We start from the raw sequence: 25,696 nt of genomic DNA, 5'->3' as shown, positions 1-25,696 counted from the left end.
CCTCGGGTGCGGGGGTGGGTGCCGCAGGCGGCTGCCGGGCGGCCGTCCGCCGGCTGTTCCGGCGGCGCCTTTCCGCGGCGTCAGTCGGCGCCCGCGGTCGCGGGCCGGGGATCGCGGGCCGGGCAGCAGCCCGCCGGGCAGACGTCGTGGCTCGGCCCCAGCCGGCCCAGCGCGGGCCGCTCGACCGGCTCACCGCGCTCGGCCGCGGCCCGCTCCAGGACCAGCTTCCGCAGCGTCTCGACGAACGCCGGCCGCGCCCCGACGGTCGCGGACCGCACGGCGGGCAGGCCCAGCTCCGCCGCCTTCGCCGCCGCCTCGGTGTCGAGGTCGTACATGACCTCCATGTGGTCCGAGACGAAGCCGATCGGCACCATCACGACCGCGGGCGCCCCGGCGGCGTGGAGCTCCTCCAGGTGGTCGCAGACGTCCGGCTCCAGCCACGGGATGTGCGGGGCGCCGCTGCGCGACTGGTAGACGAGCCGCCAGGGCCGCTGCACCCCGGTGAGCACCGCGACGGTGTCCGCGACCAGCTTGGCGGCGTCCATGTGCTGCGCCACGTACGCGCCGCCGTCGCCGTGGTCCGCCGGGGGGCCCGAGGTGTCGGCCGCGGCGGTGGGGATGGAGTGGGTGGTGAAGGCCAGGTGGGCGCCGTCGCGTACGTCCTCGGGCAGCCGCGCCAGCGCGTCCTGCACGCCGGCGACCATGTCGCGGACGAAGCCGGGGGCGTTGAAGTAGTGCCGCAGCTTGTCGACGCGCGGCGGCTCCAGGCCCTCCGCGGTCAGCTCGGCCAGCGACTCGGCCAGGTTCTCGCGGTACTGCCGGCAGCCCGAGTACGAGGCGTACGCGCTGGTGACCAGCGCCAGCACCCGCCGGTGCCCGGCCTCGGTCATCTCCCGCAGGGTGTCGGTGAGGTACGGGGCCCAGTTGCGGTTGCCCCAGTAGACCGGGAGGTCGAGGCCCGCCTCGGCGAAGTCCTTGCGCAGGGCCGCGAGCAGCGTGCGGTTCTGGGCGTTGATGGGGCTCACGCCGTCGAAGAGGTAGTAGTGCTTGCCCACCTCCTCCAGCCGCTCGCGCGGGATACCGCGTCCCCGGGTGACGTTCGCCAGGAACGGAACGACATCGTCCGGGCCCTCGGGGCCGCCGAAGGAGAGCAGCAGAAGGGCGTCGTACGGCTGGGGGGACGGCACGTCTGGCATGTCCTCGATCCTGCCATGCGCCCGCCGTTCGCCCGAGCCGGGCACCGGCGTCGGGACGGTCCGTACGCGCGAGTATCATCCCTCTCCAACCAGGGGGCGAGAGCCGGGACGAGGGGCCGTACCACCGGCCCGTTCAGCGGATGGACGGCGGATGCATCAGGTGAGGGGCACGAGCGCCGCGGGCGCCTGGCGCAACTGGGCGGGCACCGTCGCCGCCCGCCCCGCGCGCACCGTCAGCCCCGCCACCACCGCCGAGGTCGCCGACGCCGTACGGACCGCCGCCGAGGAGGGGCTGAAGGTCAAGGCCGTCGGTACGGGCCACTCCTTCACCGCCGCCGCGGCCACCGGCGGGCTCATGATCCGCCCGGAGCGGCTGGTCGGCATCCACGAGATCGACCGCGGGGCCGGCACCGTCACCGTCGCCGCGGGCACCCCGCTCCACCAGCTCAACCACGCCCTCGCCGCCGCCGGCCTCTCGCTGACCAACATGGGCGACATCATGGCGCAGACCGTGTCGGGCGCCACCGCCACCGGCACCCACGGCACCGGCCGCTCCTCCGCCTCGCTGGCCGCCCAGATCACCGCCCTGGAGCTGGTGACGGCCGACGGCCGGGCGCGTACGTACACGGCGGCCGACACCGGCGAGGACGCGGCGGTCTTCGCCGCCGCCCGGCTCGGCGTCGGCGCGCTGGGCGTCGTCACCTCGCTGACCTTCGCGGTGGAGCCGGTCTTCCTGCTCACCGCGCGGGAGGAGCCGATGGCGCTCACGGACGTCCTCGCGTCCTTCGAGGAACTGGCCGGGGAGAACGAGCACTTCGAGTTCTACTGGTTCCCGCACACCGGCCGCTGCAACACCAAGCGCAACAACCGCAGCGAGGGCCCCGCCGAGCCGCTCGGCCGGATCGGCGGGTGGATCGACGACGAGCTGCTCTCCAACGGCGTCTTCCGGGCGGCCTGCGCGGTGGGGCGGGCGGTGCCCGCGGCGATCCCGGGCATCGCGGCGGTCTCCAGCCGCGCGCTGTCGGCGCGGACGTACACCGACATCCCGTACAAGGTCTTCACCAGCCCGCGGCGGGTGCGGTTCGTGGAGATGGAGTACGCGCTGCCGCGGGCGGCGGCCGTGACCGCGATCCGGGAGCTGAAGACGATGGTCGACCGGTCGCGGCTGCGGATCAGCTTCCCGGTGGAGGTACGGGTCGCGCCCGCCGACGACATCCCGCTGTCGACGGCGTCGGGGCGGGACACGGCGTACGTCGCGGTGCACCTGTACCGGGGGACGCCGCACCAGGCGTACTTCACGGCGGTGGAGCGGATCATGACGGCGCACGGCGGCCGGCCGCACTGGGGGAAGCTGCACAGCCGGGACGCGGAGTATCTGGCGGGGGTGTACCCGCGGTTCGGGGAGTTCACCGCGGTACGGGACCGGCTGGACCCCGGCCGGGTGTTCGGGAACGACTACCTGCGGCGGGTGTTGGGGGACTGAGCGCGCCCGCGGTGGCGCCCACGCTGACGACGCCGGCGCCGGCGCCGATGATCGTGCCGTACACGCCCATGCTGGAGGCGAGGAACGCGGCCACCATCGTGGCCGACGCACCGCCCGCGACCTGGGCGCCGCTGAGTTCGATCTTCCCCTTGCGCTTCTCCTCGCCGCCGTCGTCCGCCGTCCTGTCCGCCGTCCCCCGCATCTCTATCCCAAGATCGCTCCGATGGGCTCCTGCCCTCATGGACGAGCGCACGGACGGACCCGTTAGTTCCGATTCCGGGGATTCTGTGATGCAACGCACCTCTTGATCGAACCGGGGCGCAACAGGCAGACTCAACTGCCGTGCAACGTTCCGCGTTCGGTGGCGCGCCGGTCCACCCGCATGGCTCGAATGGAGTACTGTGGGCGAGCCAGTGCTCCGGTGTCCGTCCGACGGCGGCGATCACGGCCGCTGCGTTGCAAATGCGTAACCGTGTCATAACGGCGCATCGGGTTCCAAGACCCGACACGCCGGGCAACTCAGCAATGTTGTGGCAGGCTGCACCCGGGCAGGCCACACTCGACTAGCGGGAAGAGCAGCGACGCACCGAACGTCGGCAGGCACCACCGGGAGGTTCCCATGCCCGAACTGCGTGTCGTGGCGGTCAGTAACGACGGCACACGGCTGGTGCTGAAGGCTGCGGACAGTACGGAGTACACCCTTCCGATTGACGAGCGTCTGCGCGCCGCGGTGCGCAACGACCGTGCGCGGCTCGGCCAGATCGAGATCGAGGTCGAGAACCACCTGCGCCCCCGCGACATCCAGGCGCGGATACGAGCCGGAGCGTCCGCCGAGGAGGTCGCCGCGCTCGCCGGGATCCCCGTCGACCGCGTCCGCCGCTTCGAGGGCCCCGTGCTCGCGGAGCGTGCGTTCATGGCCGAGCGCGCCCGCAAGACGCCCCTGCGGCGGCCCGGCGAGAGCGCGGGACCCGCGCTGGGCGAGGCGGTCGCCGAGCGGCTGATGATGCGCGGCGCGGAGAAGGACTCCGCGCGGTGGGACTCCTGGCGCCGGGACGACGGCACGTGGGAGGTCCTGCTCGTCTACCGCGTCGCGGGTGAGCCGCACAGCGCCGGCTGGACGTACGACCCGCCGCGGCGGCTCGTGCAGCCCGTCGACGACGAGGCGCGCGCGCTGATCGGCGAGACCGACGCCTCGCCCGAGCCGAGCCTGCCGTTCGTGCCCAAGATCGCGCGGCTGCCCCGGAGTCCGGAGCGGCCTTCCGACGGGCGCGGGGACCGGGACGGCGCCGGCGAGGACCGCGACTCCCTGACCAGCCTGCTGGAGGCGGTGCCGAGCTTCCGGGGCGACCTGGTGGTGCCGGACCAGTCCGCGCCCGCGGCCGCGTCCGACGGGCCCGCCGCCGCGGCGGGTTCGGCGGGTTCCGCGACCAAGCCGGGGCCGGTCCACGGTCCGGTGCCGGGGCCGCCGCCCGAGGAGGAGCCCGAGCCGGCCGCGGTGGAGGAGGAGCCTCCGGCGCCCGCGGCGAGCGCGGGTTCCGCGTACGCGGACGTGCTGATGCCGCGGAGCGTCTCGGCGCACCGGGAGCGGCTGACCGGGCAGACGGACCGGCAGGCGGAGGCCGACGGCGTGCGGCCCGGCCGCCGGGCCGCGGTGCCGAGCTGGGACGAGATCGTGTTCGGAAGCAGGCGCAAGAAGCCGGAGTAAGCGTGCGCGGGGGCGCGGTGCGCAGGGATTCGTCCCTGCGCACCGCGCCCCCGCGCTCCGCCGCGCCGCCCCAGGGGACGCCGCCCGCCCGCCTCGGTGCCGCTCCGGTACGCGGGCGGCGCCGCCCGCGCCGTCAGCCCGGCTCCGCGCCCGTCGCCACCGGCCGCGCCGGGTCCGCGACCCACTCCGACCACGAACCCGGGTAGAGCGCCGCGGGGATGCCCGCGATCTCCAGGGCCAGCACCTCCTGGGCGGCGGACACCCCCGAGCCGCAGTACACCCCGACCTCCGTACCCGGCGCCGCCCCGAGCGCCCGGAACCGTGCCGCCAGCTCCGCCGCGGGCAGGAAGGTCCGGTCCGCGCCGAGGTTCTCCGCCGTCGGCGCCGAGACGGCGCCGGGGATGTGGCCCGCGACCGGGTCGATGGGCTCCGTCTCGCCGCGGTAGCGCTCCCCCGTGCGGGCGTCGAACAGCACGCCGCGGCGGGCGAGTACGCCGGTCTCCGCCGCGGTGAGCACCGGCAGGGCACCCGGCTCGGGCGTGAAGTCCCCCTCGCCGGCCGCGGGCGTCTCCCGGGAGAGTTCGCCGGGCCAGGCGGCGAGGCCGCCGTCGAGGACGCGGACGTCGGGGTGGCCGGTGTAGCGCAGCAGCCACCAGCAGCGCGCGGCGGACCAGCCCTGTCCGCCGTCGTATACGACCACGGGCCGGTCGCCGGAGACGCCCGCGCGGCGCATGGCCGCACCGAAGACGCCGAGGTCGGGGAGCGGATGGCGGCCCGCGGGTCCGGGCGGGGCGGCCAGCTCGGCGTCCAGGTCGACGTAGACGGCGCCCGGGATGTGGCCCGCCTCGTACTCGGGGCGGCCCGGCGGGCCGCCGAGCGTGTAGCGCACGTCGAGCACGACCGGCGGCCGCGGGCCCGCCAGGTCGCTCGCGAGATCGGTTCCGGAGATGATGGCATCCATGGAGGCCATCCTGGCGCAGTGTCGCGCAGCGCCTCCCGCCACCGCCCCCCACCCTGCCCGAAAGCGAACATCTCCCGGCGAGACGGATAATTCTTCAGATCGATCGGCGCAGAGGGGGCGCACTGAGGCACGGGGGATGGAAATATCTGCAGAGGCGTCACCGGAACGTCACCCACCGCCACCTTCCGATGGTCAGAGAGGGCTGCCATGTCCGAAGGAGCGATCCTCAGCGCGCCGGGCACACCGTGCTGGGTGAGCCTGATGGTGCACGGCCTGGACACGACCGAGGCGTTCTACCGGGGCCTGTTCGGCTGGACCTTCGAGGAGGGCCCGCGCACGCTCGGCGCGTACCGGCTGGCGCGCCTCGACGGCGGCCAGGTCGCGGGGATCGGCGCGATGGCGCCGGAGCGCAGGCTGCCGGTGGCCTGGACTCCGTACCTGGCGACCGACGACGCCGACGCCGCCGCCGAGCTGGTGCGCTGCTGCGGCGGGACGGTGGGCGTGGGGCCGCTGGACGCCGACGCGGCCGGCCGGAAGGCGATCTGCTCGGATCCGGCGGGGGCGGTCTTCGGGGTGTGGCAGCCGCGCCGGCCTCCGGAGGTGGAGCGGCGGGCGCGCCCCGGCACGCCGGTCTGGAACGACCTGCTGGTGCCGGAGCCGATGATGGTCGCGAAGTTCTACGAGCTGGTCTTCGGCTACGACGTGCGCTCGGAGGGCGACACCGCGACGCTCTACGTCCAGGACCGGCCCGTGGCGTCGGTCTGCGCCGCCGGCGAGGAGACGCTGCGCGAGACGGGCCCGCGCTGGACGACGCACTTCGAAGTCGCCGACGTGGACGCCTCCGTGGCGCGCGCGGTGGAGCTGGGCGGACGGCTGGTGCGCGAGCCGCACGAGACGGCCGCGGGGCGGATGGCGGAGGTCGCGGACATCGAGGGCGCGCGGTTCACGCTGGTGCACACGCCGCAGTAGCCGTACGGCGCCGCCGGTCCGCTCCGCCGCCGCGGGGTTCGCGGTCAGGAGCGTACGGTCAGCAGCGGGACCAGCTGCTCCGCCGGGGTCAGCGAGCCGTGCATGCCGGCGAGCGCGGACTCCTTGGGCTCGGTGCGGGTGGCGACGATCGCGATGTCGTCGGCCGCGGCGACGATGACGTCCCCGAGGCGGTCCCGCACCCGGTCGTCGACCTTCGGCCCGAACCATCCCAGCGCGACGGCCTCGTCGCGGCTCACCACCCAGGCGCGCTCGCCCAGCACCTCGCGCCAGACGGTGAGCACGTCGGCGGCGGCGCCCGGGGCGGCGTACAGGTGCCGGGCGCGGCCCTCGCCGCCGAGGAGGCGGACGCCGGCGCGCAGCTCCCAGTCCTCGTCGACGTCGTAGCGGGCGTCGTCGGTGAAGGGGATGTCGACCATGCCGTGGTCGGCGGTGACGTAGAGCGCGGCGCGCGGCGGCAGTTGCTCGGCGAGCCGGCGGGCGAGGCGGTCGGCGTAGCCGAGCTGGCCGCGCCAGGCGTCGGAGTCGACGCCGTGCCGGTGGCCGTTGCCGTCGACCTCGCTGTAGTACGTGTAGACGAGCGTGCGGTCCGCGGCGGCGAGCTGCTCCGCGGCGACGTCCATCCGCTCCTCCCCCGACAGCCGGCCGTGGAAGGTGCCGCCGCTGAGCGCGATCGTCGTCAGCGGGGTGGTCTCGAACGCGGGCGAGGAGACCTGCGCGGTGTGCACGCCCGCGTCGTGGGCCAGTTGGAAGACCGTGGGGTACGGCTGCCACGCGCGCGGCGCCGTCCAGGGCTGCCAGCGCAACTGGTTCATCAGCTCGCCCGTCTCCGGGTCGCGCACCGTGTAGCCCGGCAGGCCGTGGGCGCCCGGCGGCAGGCCGGTGCCGACGGAGGCGAGCGAGGTGGCGGTGGTGGCGGGGAAGCCGGCGGTCAGCGGCTCGCCGGTGGCGAGAGCGTGCAGGAACGGGGCGTCCTCGGGGTGGGCGAGCAACTGCTCCCAGCCCAGGCCGTCGATGAGGAACACGCAGACGCGGTCGGCCGGTTCGACCCCGGCGAGGACCGGGCCGAAGCCGGGGACGCCGAGGCCGGCCGCGACACTGGGCAGCAGGTCGGCCAGGGAGCCGGTGCCGTAGCGGGGGGCGGGCGCGGCGGCGGGGTCGAGCGGCGCGGGCCAGTCGCCGTGGCCCGGTGGCACGCCGTCCCGCGTCCCGCTTCCCGGTGTCCCCCCCGCGGCGGCCATCAGGCTTCGGGGCCGGCGGCGGTGGCCTCGGAGAGCGCCTGGGCGAAGGTCAGGGCCTGCCGTACGGTCTCGGGGCCGTCGCCCGCTTCGCTGACGCGCAGGCTCAGGTCGTCGGCGGTGGCCGAGCCGGTGTAGCCGTGGTCGGCGTCGCAGTTGGGGTCGCCGCAGGTGGCGGGCTCCATGTCGAGCCGGCTGACGGCGCCCCAGCCGACGGTGAGGACGACCTCGCGGGGCAGGGTGCCGGGCGTGTACGCCTCGGGGTTGCCGACGACGCGGCTGAGGACGACGGAGGAGATCCGGGCGAGCTTGACGGACTCGGTGGAGGTCGTGGCGTACGGCGTCGGGGAGGTGGTGTCCGCGGCCTGCTCGTCGGTGTGGCTGACGATGAAGCGGCTGTCCGTGAGCACGAGCACGGTGACGTGCCGCCGGACCTCGTTGGCGTCGAACGTCGTCTCCTGGTGGACCAGGTACGCGGACACGGGCTCCCCGCCGACGGCGGCCTCCACCGCCTCCGCCACGAGGGCGGGGTAGTAGCCGCTGCGCTCGATCGCCGCGCGCAGCCCCTTGGTCGCGGTCCCGGTCTTAGCCATGCGCCCATCCTACGGCCCGGAGGGGCCGCCCCGGTCCGCTGTCGCGAGGCCCGGGGGGCGGACGGGGCACACGGGTTGGCCCGCGCACCGGCCCGGCGCGGGCGCGGGCCGGCATCCGGGCCGGTCGGGGCGCCGGGCGCCGCCCGGGGGCCACCGGGCGCCGCGGCCGGGCGGCCGGGGGTCAGTAGCGGGGCATGCGGCGGGCGCCGAGGTCGATGCGGGGCGGCGGCGGGGCCAGCCGCAGGGCGGCGGAGAGCACACTGACGCCCTGCGGGGCCACCACGACAGGGGACAGCTCGGCGGAGACCACCTCGGGGTGCTCGTCGACGAAGATCGACAGCCGCAGCAGCAGCTCCTCCAGCGCCGCGGTGTCCACCGGCTGTGCGCCGCGCCAGCCGAAGAGCAGCGGGGCGCCGCGGATGGCGCGGATCAGCTCGGCTGCGTCGCGGTCGGTGGCGGGCACGAGCCGGTGCGCGAGGTCGCCGAGCAGCTCGGAGGGGGCGCCGGCCAGGCCGAAGGAGAGCACCGCGCCGACGCCGGGGTCGACGGCGGCCCGTACCACGGTGTCGACGCCGCGCGGGGCCATGGCCTGCACCACGGGCTGCACTTCGGCGGCGGCGCCGAGGGTGGCGGTCAGCTCGGCGTGGGCGAGGCGCAACTGGTCCTCGCCGGCGAGGTCGAGGCGTACGCCCCCGAGGTCGGGGCGGTGCCGCAGGTGGACGGCGGTGGTCTTGAGCGCCACGGGGTAGCCCAGCCGGGCGGCGGCGGCCGCGGCGGCGTCCGGGTCGGGGGCGGGCAGCGCGGGCAGCACGTCGATCCCGTAGCGGCGGAGCACGCGTGCGGCGGCCTGCTCGGGGACGTCGACGGGCACGCCTTCCGGGTACGGGGCGGGTGGCGCGGGGGTGCGCCGGGCCGTACGCGCCGCTGCCGCACCGGCGCCATCCGCGGCCGTACCGGCTCCGGCTCCCGCCGGACCGGCCCCGGCCGCGCCGTCGCCCTCCGCCGCCCGCCACGCGCCGCCCGGCGCCCAGTCCGGGGCGACCCCGCCCTCGTCCCCGGCGGCCCGCCCCCGCTCCCCCAGCAGCGCGGCGATGTCCGCGGCGGCCCCGGCCGGATCCAGGTCGTCGTACTCCGGCACCCGCCCCGGGTCCGCCGCCCGCCGGCGCCACTGGGCGTACCGCACCGCCTGCGCCAGCGCCCGCGCGGCCCGCTCCCCGGCGGGGTACGTCGGGATGCCGTCCGGCGGGGCCGCCAGGGCGCCGGGCAGGCCCTCGATCTCCAGGTGGACGACGGCCACCGGCTTCGTCGCGCCGGCCGCCGCCGCGCGGAGCGCGTCCGCGAGCGCCCCGGCGTCCCCGCGGTCTCCCCAGTCTCCCCGGGACCGAGGGGACGGTCCCGGCACGGCGGCGAGCGCGGGCACGTCGGGGTCGGCGGCCCGTCCCCTGGGCCCCAGGGGCCCGGGGATGCCCCATGGGATGGCCGTCACCAGCACCGCGTCGCAGCCGTCCTCGGCCAGCGCGGCGGCGACCGCGGCCCGGAAGTCCTCGGGCGCCGCGGCGGCGGTCAGGTCGCGCGGGGGCAGCGGGCGCAGTCCGGCGGCGCGGCAGGCGTCGTACGCGAGGAGGCCGAGGGAGTCGGAGTTGCCGACGATCGCGACCCGCGGTCCGGCGGGCAGCGGCTGGGCCGCGAGGAGCAGCCCGGTGTCGACGAGTTCGGTGACGGTGTCGACGGCGACGACGCCGGCCTGGCGCAGCAGCGCGCCGACGGTCTCGGCGGGCACCGAGGTGCCTGGCACGGCGTGTCCCGGCGGCGTACTGGCGCTGTGCCGGGCGCCCTTGACGACCACCACCGGCTTGACGGCGGCGGTGCGGCGGGCGAGGCGGGTGAACTTGCGGGGGTTGCCGAGGGATTCGAGGTACATGAGGACGACGTCGGTGGCGGCGTCGTCGTGCCAGTACTGCAGCAGATCGTTGCCGGAGACGTCGGCGCGGTTGCCCGCGGAGACGAACGTGGACACCCCGGTGAGCACCGCGCCCGGCCGCCGGTGCAGCCCGGACAGGAGCGCGATGCCGATGGCGCCGGACTGGGTGAAGACCCCGACGCGGCCGCTGTCCGCGGGGTCGGGGGCCAGGGTGGCGTTCAGGCGGACGGGCGGGGCGGTGTTGAGGACGCCGAAGGCGTTCGGGCCGATGACCCGCATGCCGTGGCCGCGGGCCTGCCGGACGAGGTCGCGCTGCCGCGCCCGCCCGGCGGCGCCTGCCTCGGCGTAGCCGGAGGAGAGCACGACGAGTCCCTGCACGCCCTGTTCGCCGCAGTCGTCGACGACGTCGGGGACGCGGGCGGCGGGCACGGCGACGACGGCGAGGTCGACGGGCTCGTCGATGTCCCGTACGGAGCGGCGGGCGGGGACGTCCTCGGGCAGGAGCCGGTCCCGGCCTTCCGGATAGGCGTGGTTGACGGCGTAGAGACGGCCGGTGAAGCCGCCGGCGAGGAGGTTGGCGAGGACGGTGCGGCCGACGCCGCCGGGGCGGCGGCCGACGCCGATCACGGCGACGGAGCGCGGGGCGAGCAGCCGCTGGACGGAGCGGGCCTCGGCGCGCTGCTCGCGGGCGTGCATGACGGCGAGCGAGCGCTCGGTGGGCTCCAGCTCGAACTCCAGCCGCACGACGCCGTCCTCGAAGCTGCGCTTCTGGGTGTAGCCGGCGTCCGTGAACACCTTCATCATGCGGCTGTTGGCGGGGAGCACGTCGGCGACGAAGCGGCGTACGCCGCGCTCGCGGGCGCAGGCGGCGATGTGCTCCAGCAGGGCGGAGGCGACGCCGCGGCCCTGCTGGTCGTCCTGGACGAGGAACGCGACCTCGGCCTGCGGCGCGCCGTCCGCCGCGGGCTCGATCCGGTCGTAGCGCACGGTGGCGATGAAGGCGTCGCCGACGACGGCCGCCAGGCCCACCCGGTCGACGTAGTCGTGGTGGGTGAAGCGGTGGACGTCCCGGGCGGACAGCCGGGGGTGCGGGGCGAAGAAGCGCAGGTACTTGGACTCGTCGGAGACCCGGTCGAAGAACGCGACGAGCCGGTCGGCGTCGTCCGGGACGATCGGCCTGATCTGTGCGGTGCCGCCGTCGCGCAGCACGACGTCGGCCTCCCAGTGGGTGGGGTACTCGGGTGCCGACGGGGTGGCCATGGGGCCCAGGTTACGGTCCGCGCACGCTGGCGGGAGCGGGCGCGACGGGGCAGTCTGAGGTGACCGCGGGGCGTGCCGGGCACCGCGGGCGGCCGGGGCGGGCGGCGCGGAGCCGCGCTCCGGGACGTAAGCACAGGCCGGCCGCGGTGTGACCGCGGTCCGGCCTGCTCGGCGCGCGTGCGAGGATGGTCTAGACAACCAGAACGAGGGAAGGGCAACACCATGGTTGAGCGCCGCGTCACCGTCGGCTGGGCCGAGGGGCTGCACGCCCGTCCCGCGTCGATCTTCGTGCGGGCGGCCACCGCCGCCGGCATCCCGGTGACGATCGCGAAGGCCGCCGACGGGAACGCCGTCAACGCCGCCTCCATGCTTGCCGTGCTGGGCCTGGGCGCGAAGGGCGGCGACGAGATCGTCCTCGCCTCGGAGGACGACGCCTCGGACCGCGCGCTCGACCGGCTGGCGAAGCTGGTCCAGGAGGGGCTGGACGAGCTGCCGGAAACCGTCTGACGTCCGTACGCGCGAATCCGCGCACCCGGCGGCAGCGAATTGGCCGGTTACCGCCGCTCGAATTCAGGCGGCCCCGCATATTCGCCCGTCCCGCCGATTTCCGCCAGGGCACGTCATTGTTACGGCTGATCGCTTCCCGTGTTTACGGCATGTTTCCGGGAACTCACCCGCACGGTTCTCCGCAATTCGTACGCGCCCGCCGAGCGCTCCACGTGCGCCGTGGCGAGACTCCGCGCCCGCTCGGCGTCCCCGCGCGCCACGGCGTCGGCGATCGCGCCGTGCTCGTCCCACGCCTCCACCGTCCGGACCGCGGGCGAGGCCCCGTAGAGCCAGGCCACCTTCCGGCGCACCTGCACCAGCAGCGCGGTGAGGTTCCGGCTGCCGGTGGCCTGCGCCAGCGTCTCGTGGAACCACGTGCTCAGCGACGGCAGCTCCGCGACGTGCCCGCGCTGCGCCCGCTCCCTGCCCAGCCGCACCAGCCCGTGCAGCACCTTGAGATGGGCTTCCGTGCGCCGCTGCGCCGCGCGGGCGGCGCCCAGCGGCTCCAGCAGCGCGCGTATCTCCAGCAGGTCCGCGGCGTCCCGCGCGGTGGGCTCGGCGACGCAGGCGCCGGCGTGCCGCTTCGTGGTGACGAAGCCCTCCGACTCCAGCGTCCGCAGCGCCTCGCGGACCGGCACCCGCGAGACGCCGTACCGGCGCGCGAGGTGCTCCTCGGCGAGCCGGGCGCCCTGGGCGAAGAATCCCGAGACGATGTCGTCGCGGATCGCCGAGCACACCGCCTGGGAAATACCGCCGTTCACCGCGCACACCGCATCATCCACGCCCCTTAGCGCCGCCGGATGAACAGTATGGCAGCGGTATGCGAAATGCGGCAGGAACGCGAAAGAGCCCGGCGTCCCCGCCGGGCTCTTTCCGGTCTGCTACGGGCCGTTCACCGCTGGCCGCGGTAAAAGCCGGCAATCAGCCGGACACGACCCTGACCTCACCGATGCCCAGCTCCCGCACCGGCTCGGCGATCTTCTCCGCGTCGCCGACGAGCACGGTGACGAGCCGGTCCGTGGGGAACGCGCTCAGCACCGCCGCCGTGGCCTCCACCGTGCCGGTGTCCGCGAGCCGGGCGTACTGCTTGGCCTGGTAGTCGTCCGGGAGCTGCTGCTCGACCTGGTCGGCCAGCGTGCCGGCGACCGCGGCCGACGTCTCGTACCGCAGCGGGGCCACGCCGACGAGGAAGTCGGCGGCCGCGTCCCGCTCGGCGTCGGTCAGCCCGTCGGCCAGCGAGCGCAGCACCTGCCAGCTGTCCGCGAGCGCGGGGCCGGTCACGTCGGTCTCCACGGAGCCGCCGATGGCCAGCAGCGCGGCGCCGGTGCCGTCGGCCGGCGAACGCAGCGACTGGGCGGAGGCGCGGACGCCGTAGGTGTAGCCCTTCTCCTCGCGCAGCACGACATCCAGGCGGGAGGTGAGGGTCCCGCCCAGGCAGTACGTGCCGAGGAGCTGGGCGGGCCAGACGGCGTCGTGCCGGTCGGCGCCGACCCGGCCGACGAGCATCTGCGTCTGCACCGCGCCCGGCCGGTCGACGATGACGACCCGGCCGGTGTCGTCCGCGGCCACCGGCGGCAGCGGGCGCGCCTCGGCGGGGGTACCGGTCCAGGCGCCGAGACTGCCGGCCAGCGCGGCGCCGACGTCGACGCCGGTCAGGTCGCCGACGACCACGACGGTGGCGGTGGCGGGCCGGACGTGGGCGCTGTAGAAGGCCCGTACGGACGCGGCGTCGATGCGCGCGACGGACTCCTCCGTGCCCCAGCGGGGGCGGGAGAGCCGGTCGCCGGCGTCGAACAGCTCCGCGTACAGCGCCATCGCGGCCCGCCGGCCGGGGTTGGCCAGCTCGTGCGGGATCTCGTCCAGCCGGTTGGCGACCAGCCGCTCGATCTCGTCGTCGGGGAAGGCGGGCGCGCGCAGCGCGTCGGCGAGCAGCCCGAGGCCGCGGCGGAGCCGGGAGACGGGGACCTCGAGCGAGACGCGGACGCCCGGGTGGTCGGCGTGCGCGTCGATGGTGGCGCCGGAGCGCTCCAGCTCGGCGGCGAACTCCTCGGCGGTGTGGGTGTCCGTGCCCTCGGAGAACGCCCGCGCCATGATCATGGCGACGCCGTCGAGACCGGCGGGCTCGGCGTCCAGCGGCGCGGCGAGGCACACCTCGACGGCGACGACCTGCTGGCCGGGGCGGTGACAGGTGAGCACCGTGAGCCCGTTGGCGAGGGTGGTGCGCTCCGGGGCCGGGAAGGCCCAGGGCCGCGCCTCACCGCCCTGCGGGCGGGGGTGGAAGGTCATCGTGCTGGTCGTCTCGGCGGTCACGCCTGAACCTCGTCTTCCTCGGCGCCCGCGGCGCCGGCGTTCTCGTCGGCGGCGGGGGCGGTGGGCTCGTACACGAGGGCCGCGCGGTTCTCCGGGATGAGCCGCGCCTTGGCGACGGCCTGCACCTCCTCGGCGGTCACGCCGAGGATCCGTTCGACCGCGCCGAGCGCGAGCTTCGGGTCGCCGAAGAGCACGGCGTAGCGGCAGAACTCGTCCGCCCGGCCGCCGACGGTCGCGAGCCGGTCCAGCCACTCGCGCTCCAGTTGCGCCTGCGCCCGCTCCATCTCCTCGGGCGTCGGCCCCTGTTCCGCGAAGCGCGCCAGCTCCTCGTCGACGGCGGTCTCGATGGCGGGCACCTCGACGCCGCCGGACGCCTTGACGTCCAGCCAGCCGAGCGACGGCGCGCCGGCGAGCCGCAGCATCCCGAACCCGGCCGCGACGGCGAGCCGGTCACGGCGCACCAGGCGGTTGTAGAGCCGGGAGGACTCGCCGCCGCCGAGCACGGTCAGGGCCAGGTCCGCGGCGTCGGCCTCGCGCGTGCCGTCCTCGGGCAGCCGGTACGAGGCCATCAGCGCCCGCGACGGCACCTCTTCCGCGAGCGGCACGCGCTGCGCGCCGCCGAGGGTGTCGGGCAGCGAGCCGTCGCGCGGGGGCTGCTTGCCGTCGTGCGCGGGGATGGAGCCGAAGTACTGCTCCACCCAGGCCAGCGTCTGCGCCGGGTCGATGTCGCCGACGACGGAGAGCACCGCGTTGCCCGGCGCGTAGTACGTGCGGAAGAACTCCTGGCAGTCCGCGAGCGAGGTCGCGTCCAGGTCGGCCATGGAGCCGATCGGGGTGTGGTGGTAGGGGTGCCCTTCGGGGTACGTCATCGCGGCGAGCTTCTCGAACGCCGTGCCGTAGGGCACGTTGTCGTACCGCTGCCGGCGCTCGTTCTTCACCACGTCGCGCTGGTTGTCCAGGCTCTCCTGGGTGAGCGCGACGAGCAGCGAGCCCATCCGGTCGGCCTCCAGCCACAGCGCCAGTTCGAGCTGGTGGGCCGGCATGGTCTCGAAGTAGTTGGTGCGCTCGAAGCTGGTGGTGCCGTTGAGCGAGCCGCCGGCCCCCTGCACCAGTTCGAAGTGCCCGTTGCCGGAGACCTGTGCCGAGCCCTGGAACATCAGGTGCTCGAAGAGGTGGGCGAGGCCGGTGCGTCCGGCCACCTCGTGGCGCGAGCCCACGTCGTACCAGATGCACACCGAGGCGACGGGCGTGAGATGGTCCTCGGAGAGGATGACCCGCAGCCCGTTGTCCAAGCGGTGTTCTTCCAGTGTCAGTCCGCCTGAGTTGGCCTGCGGGGTGGCCGTCTGACCCATGGGCATGGAGTCCCTTCGATCGCTGCTGTACGCGGGACACCGGACGTCCGGTGTCGCGCCCCCACTGTATGCCGGGGGCTGTGCGCCGGGTCGTGGTCGGCGATGTCGGCGCGTGGGTCCACAATGGGGGCGCACGCCGACCGCCCGTGAACGAGCCGATGAGGAGCAGCAGCCGAGATGGCCCGCCGCAGAAGCAGTGCCCCGCCGCCAGAGGAGTTCGAAGAGCGGATCCTCGACGTCGACGTCGTGGACGAGATGCAGGGCTCCTTCCTCGAGTACGCGTACTCGGTCATCTACTCCCGCGCGCTCCCCGACGCCCGCGACGGCCTGAAGCCCGTACACCGCCGCATCCTGCACCAGATGAACGAGATGGGCCTGCGCCCCGAGCGGTCGTACGTGAAGTGCGCGCGCGTCGTCGGCGAGGTGATGGGCCGGCTGCACCCGCACGGCGACTCCGCCATCTACGACGCGCTGGTGCGCATGGCGCAGCCGTTCTCGATGCGGCTGCCGCTCGTCGACGGCCACGGCAACTTCGGCTCCCTCGGCAACGACGATCCGCCCGCGGCGATGCGCTACACCGAGTGCCGCCCCGCGCCCGCCGCGACGCTCATGGTCGAGTCGATCGACGAGGACACCGTCGACTTCGCCCCCAACTACGACGGCAGCGAGCAGGAGCCCGTCGCCCTGCCGTCGGCGTTCCCGAACCTGCTGGTGAACGGCGCCTCGGGGATCGCGGTCGGGATGGCGACCAACATGCCGCCGCACAACCTGGGCGAGGTCATCGCCGCCGCGCGGCACCTCATCCGGCACCCGGGCGCCGACCTGGAGACCCTGATGCGGTACGTGCCGGGGCCCGATCTGCCCACCGGCGGCCGGGTCGTCGGCCTCGACGGCATCCGGGACGCGTACGAGACGGGCCGCGGCAGCTTCAAGATCCGCGCCACCGCGACGGTCGAGCAGGTCTCCGCGCGCCGCAAGGGCATCGTCGTCACCGAGTTGCCCTTCACCGTCGGCCCGGAGAAGATCCGCGCCAAGGTCAAGGACCTCATCGGGGCGAAGCGGCTGCAGGGCATCGCCGACCTGAAGGACCTCACGGACCGCGAGCACGGGCTGCGGCTGGTCTTCGAGATCAAGAACGGCTTCCACCCCGAGGCCGTGCTGGAGCAGTTGTACAAGCTGACGCCGATGGAGGAGACCTTCGGCATCAACAACGTGGCGCTCGTCGACGGCCAGCCGCTCACCCTGGGCCTGAAGGAGCTGCTGGAGGTCTTCCTCGACCACCGCTTCACGGTGGTGCGGCGGCGCAGCGAGTTCCGGCGCACCAAGCGGCGCGACCGGCTGCACCTGGTGGAGGGCCTGCTCGTCGCGCTGCTCGACATCGACGAGGTCATCCGCATCATCCGGGCCAGCGAGAACGCCGCGCAGGCCAAGGAGCGGCTGATCCGCCACTTCTCGCTCTCCGAGATCCAGACGCAGTACATCCTGGACACCCCGCTGCGCCGGCTGACGAAGTTCGACCGGCTGGAACTGGAGGCCGAGCGGGACCGGCTGACGGCGGAGATCGAGGAGCTGACGCGGATCCTGGAGTCGGACGCGGAGCTGCGCAAGCTGGTGTCCGGGGAGCTGTCCTCGGTGGCGAAGAAGTACGGCAGCGAGCGCCGCACGGTGCTGCTGGAGGCCGGCGGGGAGCCGGCCGCGGCGGTGCCGCTGGAGATGTCCGACGACCCGTGCCGGGTGCTGATGTCGTCGACGGGGCTGCTGGCCCGTACCGCCAACGGCGATCCCTTCGGCGAGCCGGCGCCGGCGAAGCGCGTCAAGCACGACGTGATCGTCTCCGCCGTGCCGACGACGTCGCGGGCGCACATCGGGGCGGTCACTTCGGAGGGGCGGCTGCTGCGGGTGTCGGTGATCGACCTGCCGGTGCTGCCGGAGACCGCGGCCCGGCCCAGCCTGGCCGGCGGAGCGGCGGTCTCGGAGTTCCTCACGCTGGCGGACGGCGAGAAGGTCGTCTGCCTCACCACGCTCGACGAGTCCTCGCCCGGCCTGGCGCTGGGTACGGAGCAGGGCGTGGTGAAGCGGGTGGTGCCGGACTACCCGGCGAACAAGGAGGAGTTGGAAGTCGTCACGCTCAAGGACGGCGACCGGATCGTCGGCGCGGCGGAGCTGCGCACGGGCGAGGAGGACCTCGTGTTCGTCACCAGCGACGCGCAGTTGCTGCGCTATCCCGCGGGGCAGGTGCGGCCGCAGGGCCGGCCGGCGGGCGGCATGGCGGGGGTGAAGCTGGCCGACGGCGCCAAGGTCGTCGCGTTCCACGTGGTCGACCCGGCGGCGGACGCTGCGGTGCTGACGGTCGCGGGCTCCACGGGGGCGCTGGACGGCGCGTGGGTGCAGACGGCGAAGCTGACGCCGTTCGACCAGTTCCCGCGGAAGGGGCGTGCGACCGGCGGCGTGCGCTGCCAGCGGTTCCTGAAGGGCGAGGACTGCCTGACGTTCGCCTGGGCGGGGCCGGTGCCGGCACGCGCGGCGGGGCGTACGGGCGGCCCGGTGGAGCTGCCGGAGCCCGACCCGCGCCGGGACGGCTCGGGGACGCCGCTGGCGAAGCAGGTGACGGCGGTGGCGGGCCCGGTGTAGTCCGCGGGCCGGCGGCGGGCGGCCGCGGGCGCTGTCCTGGGTGGTCCCCTGCGTTCTGCCGCGGTCCTGTCGGGAACCCGTGCTGGACCCGGCGTCCCGCGGCTGCCAGCGTGGGGCCATGAGGACTCCGACCGTCACCGACGCCCTGCTCGCCCGCCGGCTGGTCCGCGACGTGCTGCCGCCCACCCCGCTGTGGTCGTACGCGACGCTGGACCGCGGGCCGGCCGCGGCCCTCTTCGTCAAGCACGAGAACACCCAGCCGACGGGCGCGTTCAAGGTACGCGGCGGCCTCGCCCTGCTCGCCTCGATGACCGCCGAGGAGCGCGCCCGCGGCATCGTCGGCTACTCCACCGGCAACCACGCCCAGTCGCTCGCCTACGCCGCCGCCCGGCACGGCGCGCCGTGCGCGATCGTGATGCCGGAGCGCGCCAACCCCGGCAAGGTACGCGCCGTCACCGCCCTCGGCGCGGAGCTGATCCAGCACGGCGCCACGTTCGACGAGGCCCGCCCGTACGCCGCGCAGGTGGCCGCCGAGCGGGGCGCCCGGCTGGTCAGCGCCGCGGACGAGCCGGAGATCGTCGCCGGCGTGGCCACCGCGTACCTGGAGCTGTTCGAGCAGGCGCCGGACCTGGACACGGTGATCGTCCCGGTCGGCGGCGGCAGCGGCGCCGCCGCCGCGTGCCTGACGGCCGCGGCCGTCGCGCCTGACTGCCGGGTGGTGGCGGTGCAGTCGGCGGCCTCCCCGGCGGCGTACGAGTCCTGGCGCGCCGGCCGCCTGGCCGAACGCCCCAACCGCACCCGGGTCGAGGGGCTGGCCACCGGCACCGGCTTCGCCCTGCCGCAGGCGCTGATGCGCACCGGGCTCGCGGACTTCCTCCTCGTGGACGACGACGCGATCGCCCTCGCCCAGCGCAGCCTGATGCGCGACGCGCACACGCTGGCGGAGGGCGCGGGCGCCGCGGCGCTCGCGGCGCTGCACACGCACCCGGACGCCTTCGCCGGGCAGCGCGTCGCGGTCGTGTGTACAGGAGGAAACGCCCAGGAGGAAGAAATCGCCAGGGCTATCGCCTGAAGGTGTGAAAGGCCGGGAATGCCCCGTCTGTGATCTTCCCGCGTTGCCCATTCTGGGCAGTCGGCAACCCCGCCGAGCGAGGAGAGCACTCCGGTGAACAACCCCCAGGGGCCCGAGGGGGCCCCGCCAGCCCCGCCCCACGATCCGTGGTCCGACCGGCCGGACTGGTCCGACCGGCCGGACGTGCAGCCCTGGCCCGAGGCGCAGCCCTGGCCGGACGCGTCGCCGTGGCCCGTCAGGACCGCGCCGACCGACCGGCGGGAGCAGCTCTACGTGCCCGCGTCCCCGGCTCCCGGCTGGGGCTGGGACGGCTGGGAACCGGAGCCCGCCCCCGTCCCGCCGCCTCCCCGGGCCGCGGTGGGCGCCGGCTCCGGCGCGCGGGGCGGCGACGGCGAAGCGGACGACGCCGTGTACCTCGCCGTCCACGCCACCCCCGAGTTCCAGCGCGTACGCAGCCGTTACCGACGCTTCGTCGTGCCGGCCGCGCTCGCGTTCCTCGTCTGGTATCTGTCGTACGTCGTCGCCGCCACTGCCGTCCCCGAGCTGATGGGCCGCCGGGTCGCGGGACCGCTGAACGTCGCGCTGCTCGCCGGACTCGGCCAGTTCGCGACGACGTTCCTGCTCACCTGGGCGTACGCCCGGCACGCCCGGCTGCGCCGCGACCCCGCGGCGCTCGACCTGCGCTGGGACATCGCCATGCGGACCCGCCGCCCGGAGGGCGGCCCGGGCCCCGCCCCCGCGCATCCGGAGCAGGAGCCGGGCCGGTGACCGGGGAGCACCAGAAGCTCGCGCTGCTGCTGTTCTGCGCGTTCGTGGCGCTGACGCTGGCCCTCGCGCTGTGGGCGGGCCGGCGGCACAGCTCACCGGAGGAGTTCTACGCCGGCGGCCGGCTCTTCACCCCCATGGAGAACGGTTTCGCCATCTCCGGGGACTACATGTCCGCCGCCTCCTTCCTCGGCATCTCCGGCCTCATCGCGCTCTACGGCTACGACGGCGTGCTGTACTCCGTCGGCTTCCTCGTCGCCTGGCTCGTCGTACTGCTGCTCGTCGCGGAACTCGTCCGCAACTGCGGCCGGTTCACCCTCGCCGACGTCGTCGCCTCCCGGCTGCGCCGGCCGCGGGTGCGGTTCGCCGTGGGCATCTCGTCGGTCACGGTCTCGGTGCTCTACCTCGTCGCGCAGATGGTCGGCGCGGGCAGCCTGGTGGCGCTGCTGGCGGGCGACCACACCGGCGCCGGCGCGCGCACCGCGGCGGTGGCAGGCGTCGGCGCGCTGATGGTCACGTACGTCGTGCTCGGCGGGATGCGCGCGACGACCTGGATCCAGATCGTCAAGGCCGTGCTGCTGCTGGCGGGGGCGCTCACCCTCACCGTGCTGGTGCTGCTGCGCTTCCACGGCGACCCCGGTGCGCTGCTGGAGGCCGCGGCCGGGCGCAGCGGCCACGGCTCCGACTTCCTCGCCCCGGGGCTGGCGTACGGCGGCGGGCTCGCCGACCGGCTGGACTTCCTCAGCCTCGGCCTCGCGCTGGTCCTCGGCACCGCGGGGCTGCCGCACATCCTGGCCCGCTTCTCCACCGTGCCGACGGCCACCTCCGCGCGCCGCTCGGTCGTCTGGTCGATCGGGCTGATCGGTGGCTTCTACCTGATGACGATCGTGCTCGGCTTCGGCGCCGCCGCGCTGGTGGGCGGCGACACGGTGCGCGCGGACGACCCGTCGGGCAACACGGCGGTGCCGCTGCTGGCGCTCGACCTCGGCGGCGGCGCGGCGTCCACCGGCGGCACCGTTCTCTTCGCGGTGGTGGCGGCGGTGGCGTTCGCGACGATCCTGGCGGTGGTCGCGGGGATCACGCTGGCGTCGTCGGCGTCGGTGGCGCACGACCTGTACGCGACGGTGCGCCGCTCCCGCGCGCGGCGCCGCGCGGGCCGTACGCCGGAGGGCGCGGACGGCGCGTCCGCCGGCGCCGGCGAGGTGGCCGCGGCACGGGTGGCGGCGGCGGTCGTCGGGGCGCTCGCCATCGGCCTCGGGCTGCTGGCCCGGGACCTCAACGTGGCGTTCCTGGTGGGACTCGCGTTCGCGGTGGCCGCCTCGGCGAACCTGCCGGTGCTGCTCTACGCGCTCTTCTGGCGCCGGTTCACCGCGCGCGGCGCGCTGTGGGCGGTGTACGGCGGGCTCGGCCCGGCGGTGCTGCTCGTGGTCTTCTCGCCGGTGGTCTCGGGCAGTCCTGACACCCTCTTCCCGGGCGTGGACTTCCACGTCTTCCCGCTGCAGAACCCGGGTCTGGTCTCCGTGCCGCTGGGCTTCTTCGCGGGCTGGCTGGGCACGGTCACGTCCGCGGAGCCCGCCGATCCCGTACGGCACGCGAAGACGGAGGTCCGGGCGCTCACCGGGGCGGGGGCCGCGTAGCGGCGGATCCCCGGGCTACGGGACCGGCAGCCGGCTGCCGGGAACGCGCCCGGGCGCCGGCGCCAGCGCCTCGGGGAGCACGACGGTGAACTCCGCGCCCCCGCCCGGCCGCTCGCCGACCTCCGCGTGCCCGCCGTGCCGCTCCGCGAGCCGCCGCACCAGCGCGAGCCCGAGGCCCCGCTTGCCGTGCGCGGGCGGCTCCTTCGTCGTCCAGCCGTCGGCGAAGACCAGCTCGCGCCGCTCCGCCGGTATCCCGGGCCCGGAGTCGGCGACCCGCAGCCGTACCGTCTCGCCGTCCGCCCGCAGGTCGACCTCGACCAGCGGGACCGGTGAACCCACCGCCGCGTCCAGGGCGTTGTCGACCAGGTTGCCGACGATCGTGACCAGACCGCGCGGGTCCACGGCCCGGTCCGGCAGTTCCCCCGTCAGCACCAGCGGCACGCCCCGCTCCGCGGCGACGGTCGCCTTGCCGACGAGCAGCGCGGCCAGCAGCGGGTCGCGGATCCGGCCGGTGACCTGCTCGGCGGTGGCGCGGCGGCCGCCGGCGGCCTCGGCGATGTACTCGGTGGCCTCCTCGGTCATGCCCAGTTCCAGCAGCCCGAGGAGGGTGTGCAGGTGGTTGGCGTGCTCGTGGTCCTGGGCGCGCAGGGCGTCGATGAGGCCGCGAGTGGAGTCGAGTTCGCGGCCGAGTTGCTCCAGTTCCGTGCGGTCGCGCAGGGTGGCGACGGCGCCGCCGTCGGCGGTGGGCATGCGGTTGGCGACGAGCACCCGGCCGTCGCTCACCGTCAGCAGGTCGGAACCGGCGACCCGGCCGGCGAGCACGTCGGCGGTACGGCCCGGGCGCAGCACGTCGTCGAGGGGCCGGCCGGTGTGCTCGGGGTCGATGCCGAGGAGCCGGGCGGCCTCGTCGTTGACCAGCCGCAGCCGGCCGGCGCCGTCGAGCGCGACGACGCCCTCGCGGATGCCGTGGAGCATCGCCTCGCGCTCGTCGAGGAGCGCGGCTATGTCGGAGAACGCGAGGTCGCGGGTGCGGCGCTGGAGCCGGCGGGAGTGCGCGAAGGCGACCAGCGCGCCGACGGCCAGCGCGCCCCCCGCGTACGCCAGCACGCCGGGCACCGCCGCGATCACCCGGTCGCGGACGCCCTCGTACGGGATGCCGACCGAGACCGCCCCGACGATCCGCCCCTCGCGGTCATAGAGCGGCACCTTGCCGCGGGCGGTGCGCCCCATGGTGCCGGTGTCGATGCCCATCCACTCCTCACCGGCGAGCGCGGCGGAGGGGTCGGTGGAGACGCGGTGGCCGACGCGCTCGGGCAGGGTGTGCGACCAGCGCACGCCGCGGGTGTCCAGCACGACGACGTACTCGGCGCCGGTGGCCCTGCGGATCCGCTCGGCGCGGCGCTGCACGGGGCCGTCCGGGTCCGCGGGGGTGGTGAGCAGGGCCTCGGCGAGGCCGGGGTCGACGGCGGTGCTCTGCGCGATGGCCATGGCGCGGCGCATCACCTGCCGGTCCAGCTCGTCGCTGTACGGCGCGAGGAACAGCGCCGCGGCGAGGATCGTCACCCCCGTGGCCAGGGCGAGCTGCATGAGCAGGATCTGCGAGGAGACGCGGCGCGGCCAGCCGAGCCGCCGGCCGGAGCCGCGGGGCTCGCCGCGGCGTGCGGTCGATGGGGCGCCCATGAACGCGAACCGTAACCGACCGGGACGCTACGGGCACTCCCCCGGACACACATCCCCACACATCAACCCCCACGTCGCCTCCCCCCATCCCCCGCACACCCGCCCCAGGGTAGCTCCATCCGACTACACAGAGTAGTCGGATGGGGGGCGGCGGGCTCAGTGGAGTCGCGGCGGCCCCGCGGCCATCCGCGTCTGCGCCACCGGGGCCGCACCGCAGCTCGCCGGGGTGGCCACCGCGGCGGCGCGCGGGGCGATGGGCACGTCCCAGGCCCGCCCGTCGCGGTGCGCCACGGTCACCAGCCAGCCGTCGCCTTCGGCGTCACCGCCGCCTTCGGTACGTACGACGCTCAGGTCGTCCGCCCCGTACGCGCCCGCCAGCCGCCGCACCGCCAGCTCCGCCGCCTGGCCCTGCCGCTCCCACGTCGAGCGCCCGCGGCAGCCCTCGGGCACGACCAGCCCCGAGGCCAGCGACTCGACGACCTCCTTGACGGCGTGCGGGGTCATGCGGCCGTAGGCGTAGCCGTGCGGCAGCAGGAGCAGCGTGGGCGAGAAGCGGTGGCCGCCGATGTGGGTGATCTCCCAGGTCTCGGTGGACCCCGCGGCGTGCAGATCGGCGGCGAGGCGGCGGCCGAGGAGCGCGCAGCAGCGGTCGCGCCTGCCGTTGGTGCAGACGAAGACGAGCGGCAGCGATCCTGGGGTCTGCCCGGGCCTCCCGGGCCTGGGGGACGGATCGCCGCGGTACGCCCCGGCGCCGAGCGCGGCGTCGAACCCGGCGTGCTCGCCGCGGCCGAGTGCGGCGAGGTCGAGGCCGACGAGGTCCGCGGGGTCGCGGACGTCGGTGGCCCGGATCCAGGTGCCGCCGGGGGCGGTGTGGGCGGCGAGGACGCGGCGGCTTGCCGGGCGGCGGACGTCGGCGTGCCTGCCGGGCCGGCGGATGAGCGCGACGCGCACGCCGGTGCCCTCGGCGTGCTCCTCCAGCGCGCGGCCGATCCCGGGGTCGAGATGGCTCTGGGTCAGCGCCTCTTTCCCCCACGGGCCGGTCTGCTCGACCAGGAGCCAGGTCGCGGCGACGGCCGCGGTCCCGGCGAGCGGTTCGGCCAGCTCTCCGGAGGCGGTCGCGCACGTACTCACGAAGGTGAGCCTAACCGTTCTTCAACGCCCCGTCCCGCGGGGCCCGTCCGTCCCGGTGATCCCTCCGCGCCCCGGGTGCTCCGCGGTTCGCGGGGCACCCGCCGAGCCGCAGCCACCGCCGCTTCCGCCCGCACCCTCCGCCGTGCCGCTGACCTGGGTGGAAACGATCCGTCCCGCACCCACCGCAAGCAGCTTGCGTTTCTTGCGCTAATCTTGCGTCCATGACTCGACGACTTGCTGAGGTTGCCAAGAAGGTGGGGGTCTCCGAGGCCACCGTCAGCCGCGTGCTGAACGGAAAGCCCGGGGTGTCGGAGGCGACCCGGCAGGCCGTGCTGTCGGCCCTCGACGTGCTCGGCTACGAACGGCCCACCCAACTGCGCGGCGAGCGCGCCCGGCTGGTCGGCCTGGTCCTGCCCGAGCTGCAGAACCCGATCTTCCCCGCGCTCGGCGAGGTGGTCGGCGGCGCGCTGGCCCAGCTCGGCCTCACCCCGGTGCTCTGCACCCAGACCAAGAACGGCGTCTCCGAGGCCGCGTACGTCGACCTGCTGCTGCAACAGCAGGTCTCCGGCGTGGTGTTCGCCGGCGGCCAGTACGCCCAGTCCGCCGCGCCGCACGAGCACTACCGCAGGCTCGCGGAGCGGCGCATCCCGGTGGTGCTGATCAACGCCGCCATCGAGGACCTGGGCTTCCCCCGCGTCTCCTGCGACGACGCGGTCGCCGTGGAGCAGGCGTGGCGCCACCTGGCGTCGCTCGGGCACCGCCGCATCGGCATGCTGCTGGGCCCCGGGGACCACGTGCCCTCGGCCCGCAAGCTCGCGGCCGCGGAGGAACTGGCGCGGCAGACCGGCCTGGAGCTGCCGGAGTCGCGGGTGGCGCGGGCGCAGTACTCGCTGGAGAGCGGGCAGGCGGCCGCGACGCGGATGCTGGAGGACGGCGTCACGGGCTTCGTCTGCGCCAGCGACCCGCTCGCGCTCGGGGTGATCAGGGCGGTGCGGCGGCGCGGCCTGGACGTGCCGGGGGACGTGTCGGTGGTGGGGTACGACGACTCGGCGTTCATGAACTGCACGTCGCCGCCGCTGACGACGGTGCGGCAGCCGATCGAGTCGATGGGCCGGGCGGCGGTCGAGCTGCTGTCGGCGCAGATCGGCGGCGCCCCGGTGGCGGCCGACGAGCTGCTCTTCGAGCCGGAGTTGGTGGTGCGCGGCTCCACCGGCCCTGCCCGGTGAAG

At 75.3% G+C, this 25,696-nt stretch carries 19 protein-coding genes; 9 read left to right on the top strand and 10 right to left on the bottom strand.

The genetic code is table 11. The features are described from left to right. Positions 1–80: 80 nt before the first annotated feature. Entirely contained in the window at positions 81–1,196 is a 1,116-nt protein-coding gene (locus tag FB457_RS29865; protein WP_047018505.1) for a ferrochelatase, read from the bottom strand. Positions 1,197–1,347: 151 nt separating this feature from the next. Between FB457_RS29865 and FB457_RS29860 the strand changes: the two genes are divergently transcribed. Together FB457_RS29860 and sepH are read left to right on the top strand one after the other, a co-directional pair. Then, the gene (locus FB457_RS29860; RefSeq protein ID WP_047018504.1) at positions 1,348–2,679 is read left to right on the top strand and encodes a D-arabinono-1,4-lactone oxidase; all 1,332 of its coding nucleotides are present in this window, start codon (positions 1,348–1,350) and stop codon (positions 2,677–2,679) included. Positions 2,680–3,298: 619 nt separating this feature from the next. Beyond that, positions 3,299–4,384, top strand: coding sequence for a septation protein SepH (gene sepH / locus FB457_RS29850; RefSeq protein ID WP_047018502.1), 1,086 nt, complete (start codon positions 3,299–3,301; stop codon positions 4,382–4,384). A 133-nt stretch (positions 4,385–4,517) separates the two neighbouring features. Here the strand turns inward: sepH and FB457_RS29845 are convergent, their stop codons facing one another. Beyond that, positions 4,518–5,354: a sulfurtransferase gene (locus FB457_RS29845; RefSeq protein ID WP_047018501.1), complete on the bottom strand. Its 837-nt coding sequence runs from the start codon at positions 5,352–5,354 to the stop codon at positions 4,518–4,520. A gap of 198 nt (positions 5,355–5,552) precedes the next feature. Here FB457_RS29845 and FB457_RS29840 point away from each other — a divergent pair, with 198 nt between their 5' ends. Next, on the top strand, positions 5,553–6,314 hold the full coding sequence (locus FB457_RS29840) for a VOC family protein (protein WP_253911448.1): 762 nt from the start codon (positions 5,553–5,555) through the stop codon (positions 6,312–6,314). A gap of 44 nt (positions 6,315–6,358) precedes the next feature. Here FB457_RS29840 and FB457_RS29835 read toward each other — a convergent pair whose 3' ends face one another. The 3 genes from FB457_RS29835 to FB457_RS29825 all read right to left on the bottom strand — a co-directional run bounded on the left by FB457_RS29835 (position 6,359) and on the right by FB457_RS29825 (position 11,344). Further along, the gene (locus FB457_RS29835; RefSeq protein ID WP_078898470.1) at positions 6,359–7,573 is read right to left on the bottom strand and encodes an alkaline phosphatase family protein; all 1,215 of its coding nucleotides are present in this window, start codon (positions 7,571–7,573) and stop codon (positions 6,359–6,361) included. Further along, complete coding sequence (locus FB457_RS29830; protein ID WP_047018498.1) at positions 7,573–8,163, bottom strand: DUF5998 family protein; 591 nt, start codon at positions 8,161–8,163, stop codon at positions 7,573–7,575. Before FB457_RS29830 ends, FB457_RS29835 begins: the two co-directional genes overlap by 1 nt. Positions 8,164–8,344: 181 nt before the next feature. Further along, on the bottom strand, positions 8,345–11,344 hold the full coding sequence (locus FB457_RS29825) for a GNAT family N-acetyltransferase (protein WP_047018497.1): 3,000 nt from the start codon (positions 11,342–11,344) through the stop codon (positions 8,345–8,347). Positions 11,345–11,566: 222 nt separating this feature from the next. Between FB457_RS29825 and FB457_RS29820 the strand changes: the two genes are divergently transcribed. Next, entirely contained in the window at positions 11,567–11,851 is a 285-nt protein-coding gene (locus FB457_RS29820; protein WP_047018496.1) for an HPr family phosphocarrier protein, read from the top strand. Between the two features lie 119 nt (positions 11,852–11,970). Here the strand turns inward: FB457_RS29820 and FB457_RS29815 are convergent, their stop codons facing one another. From FB457_RS29815 to FB457_RS29805, 3 genes are all read right to left on the bottom strand, one after another. Further along, positions 11,971–12,660 carry a GntR family transcriptional regulator gene (locus tag FB457_RS29815; protein ID WP_047018495.1) on the bottom strand — a complete coding sequence of 230 codons (690 nt, stop codon included), beginning with the start codon at positions 12,658–12,660 and terminating at the stop codon, positions 11,971–11,973. 151 nt (positions 12,661–12,811) lie between these two features. Continuing rightward, complete coding sequence (locus FB457_RS29810; RefSeq protein ID WP_107086249.1) at positions 12,812–14,176, bottom strand: M16 family metallopeptidase; 1,365 nt, start codon at positions 14,174–14,176, stop codon at positions 12,812–12,814. A gap of 20 nt (positions 14,177–14,196) precedes the next feature. Then, positions 14,197–15,552: a M16 family metallopeptidase gene (locus FB457_RS29805; protein ID WP_047018493.1), complete on the bottom strand. Its 1,356-nt coding sequence runs from the start codon at positions 15,550–15,552 to the stop codon at positions 14,197–14,199. Positions 15,553–15,729: 177 nt separating this feature from the next. Between FB457_RS29805 and FB457_RS29800 the strand changes: the two genes are divergently transcribed. The 4 genes from FB457_RS29800 to FB457_RS29785 all read left to right on the top strand — a co-directional run bounded on the left by FB457_RS29800 (position 15,730) and on the right by FB457_RS29785 (position 21,657). After that, on the top strand, positions 15,730–18,183 hold the full coding sequence (locus FB457_RS29800; protein ID WP_047018492.1) for a DNA gyrase/topoisomerase IV subunit A: 2,454 nt from the start codon (positions 15,730–15,732) through the stop codon (positions 18,181–18,183). A gap of 118 nt (positions 18,184–18,301) precedes the next feature. After that, complete coding sequence (locus tag FB457_RS29795; RefSeq protein WP_047018491.1) at positions 18,302–19,255, top strand: threonine ammonia-lyase; 954 nt, start codon at positions 18,302–18,304, stop codon at positions 19,253–19,255. Between the two features lie 93 nt (positions 19,256–19,348). Next, positions 19,349–20,023, top strand: coding sequence for a DUF485 domain-containing protein (locus FB457_RS29790; protein WP_052770487.1), 675 nt, complete (start codon positions 19,349–19,351; stop codon positions 20,021–20,023). Then, positions 20,020–21,657, top strand: a complete 1,638-nt coding sequence (locus tag FB457_RS29785; RefSeq protein ID WP_047018490.1) for a solute symporter family protein — start codon at positions 20,020–20,022, stop codon at positions 21,655–21,657. The genes FB457_RS29790 and FB457_RS29785 overlap by 4 nt, the downstream gene beginning before the upstream one ends. 15 nt (positions 21,658–21,672) lie before the next feature. On the opposite strand, the gene FB457_RS29780 is transcribed toward FB457_RS29785, so the two are convergent. Then, positions 21,673–23,337 carry an ATP-binding protein gene (locus tag FB457_RS29780; protein WP_047018489.1) on the bottom strand — a complete coding sequence of 555 codons (1,665 nt, stop codon included), beginning with the start codon at positions 23,335–23,337 and terminating at the stop codon, positions 21,673–21,675. 156 nt (positions 23,338–23,493) lie between these two features. Next, on the bottom strand, positions 23,494–24,468 hold the full coding sequence (locus tag FB457_RS29775) for a ferredoxin family protein (protein WP_047018488.1): 975 nt from the start codon (positions 24,466–24,468) through the stop codon (positions 23,494–23,496). A 221-nt stretch (positions 24,469–24,689) separates the two neighbouring features. Here FB457_RS29775 and FB457_RS29770 point away from each other — a divergent pair, with 221 nt between their 5' ends. After that, positions 24,690–25,694 carry a LacI family DNA-binding transcriptional regulator gene (locus FB457_RS29770; protein WP_047018487.1) on the top strand — a complete coding sequence of 335 codons (1,005 nt, stop codon included), beginning with the start codon at positions 24,690–24,692 and terminating at the stop codon, positions 25,692–25,694. Positions 25,695–25,696: the final 2 nt, after the last annotated feature.

It is taken from the genome of Streptomyces sp. CNZ287 (assembly GCF_007827615.1).
This window is presented reverse-complemented; position numbering and strand designations above follow the sequence as displayed.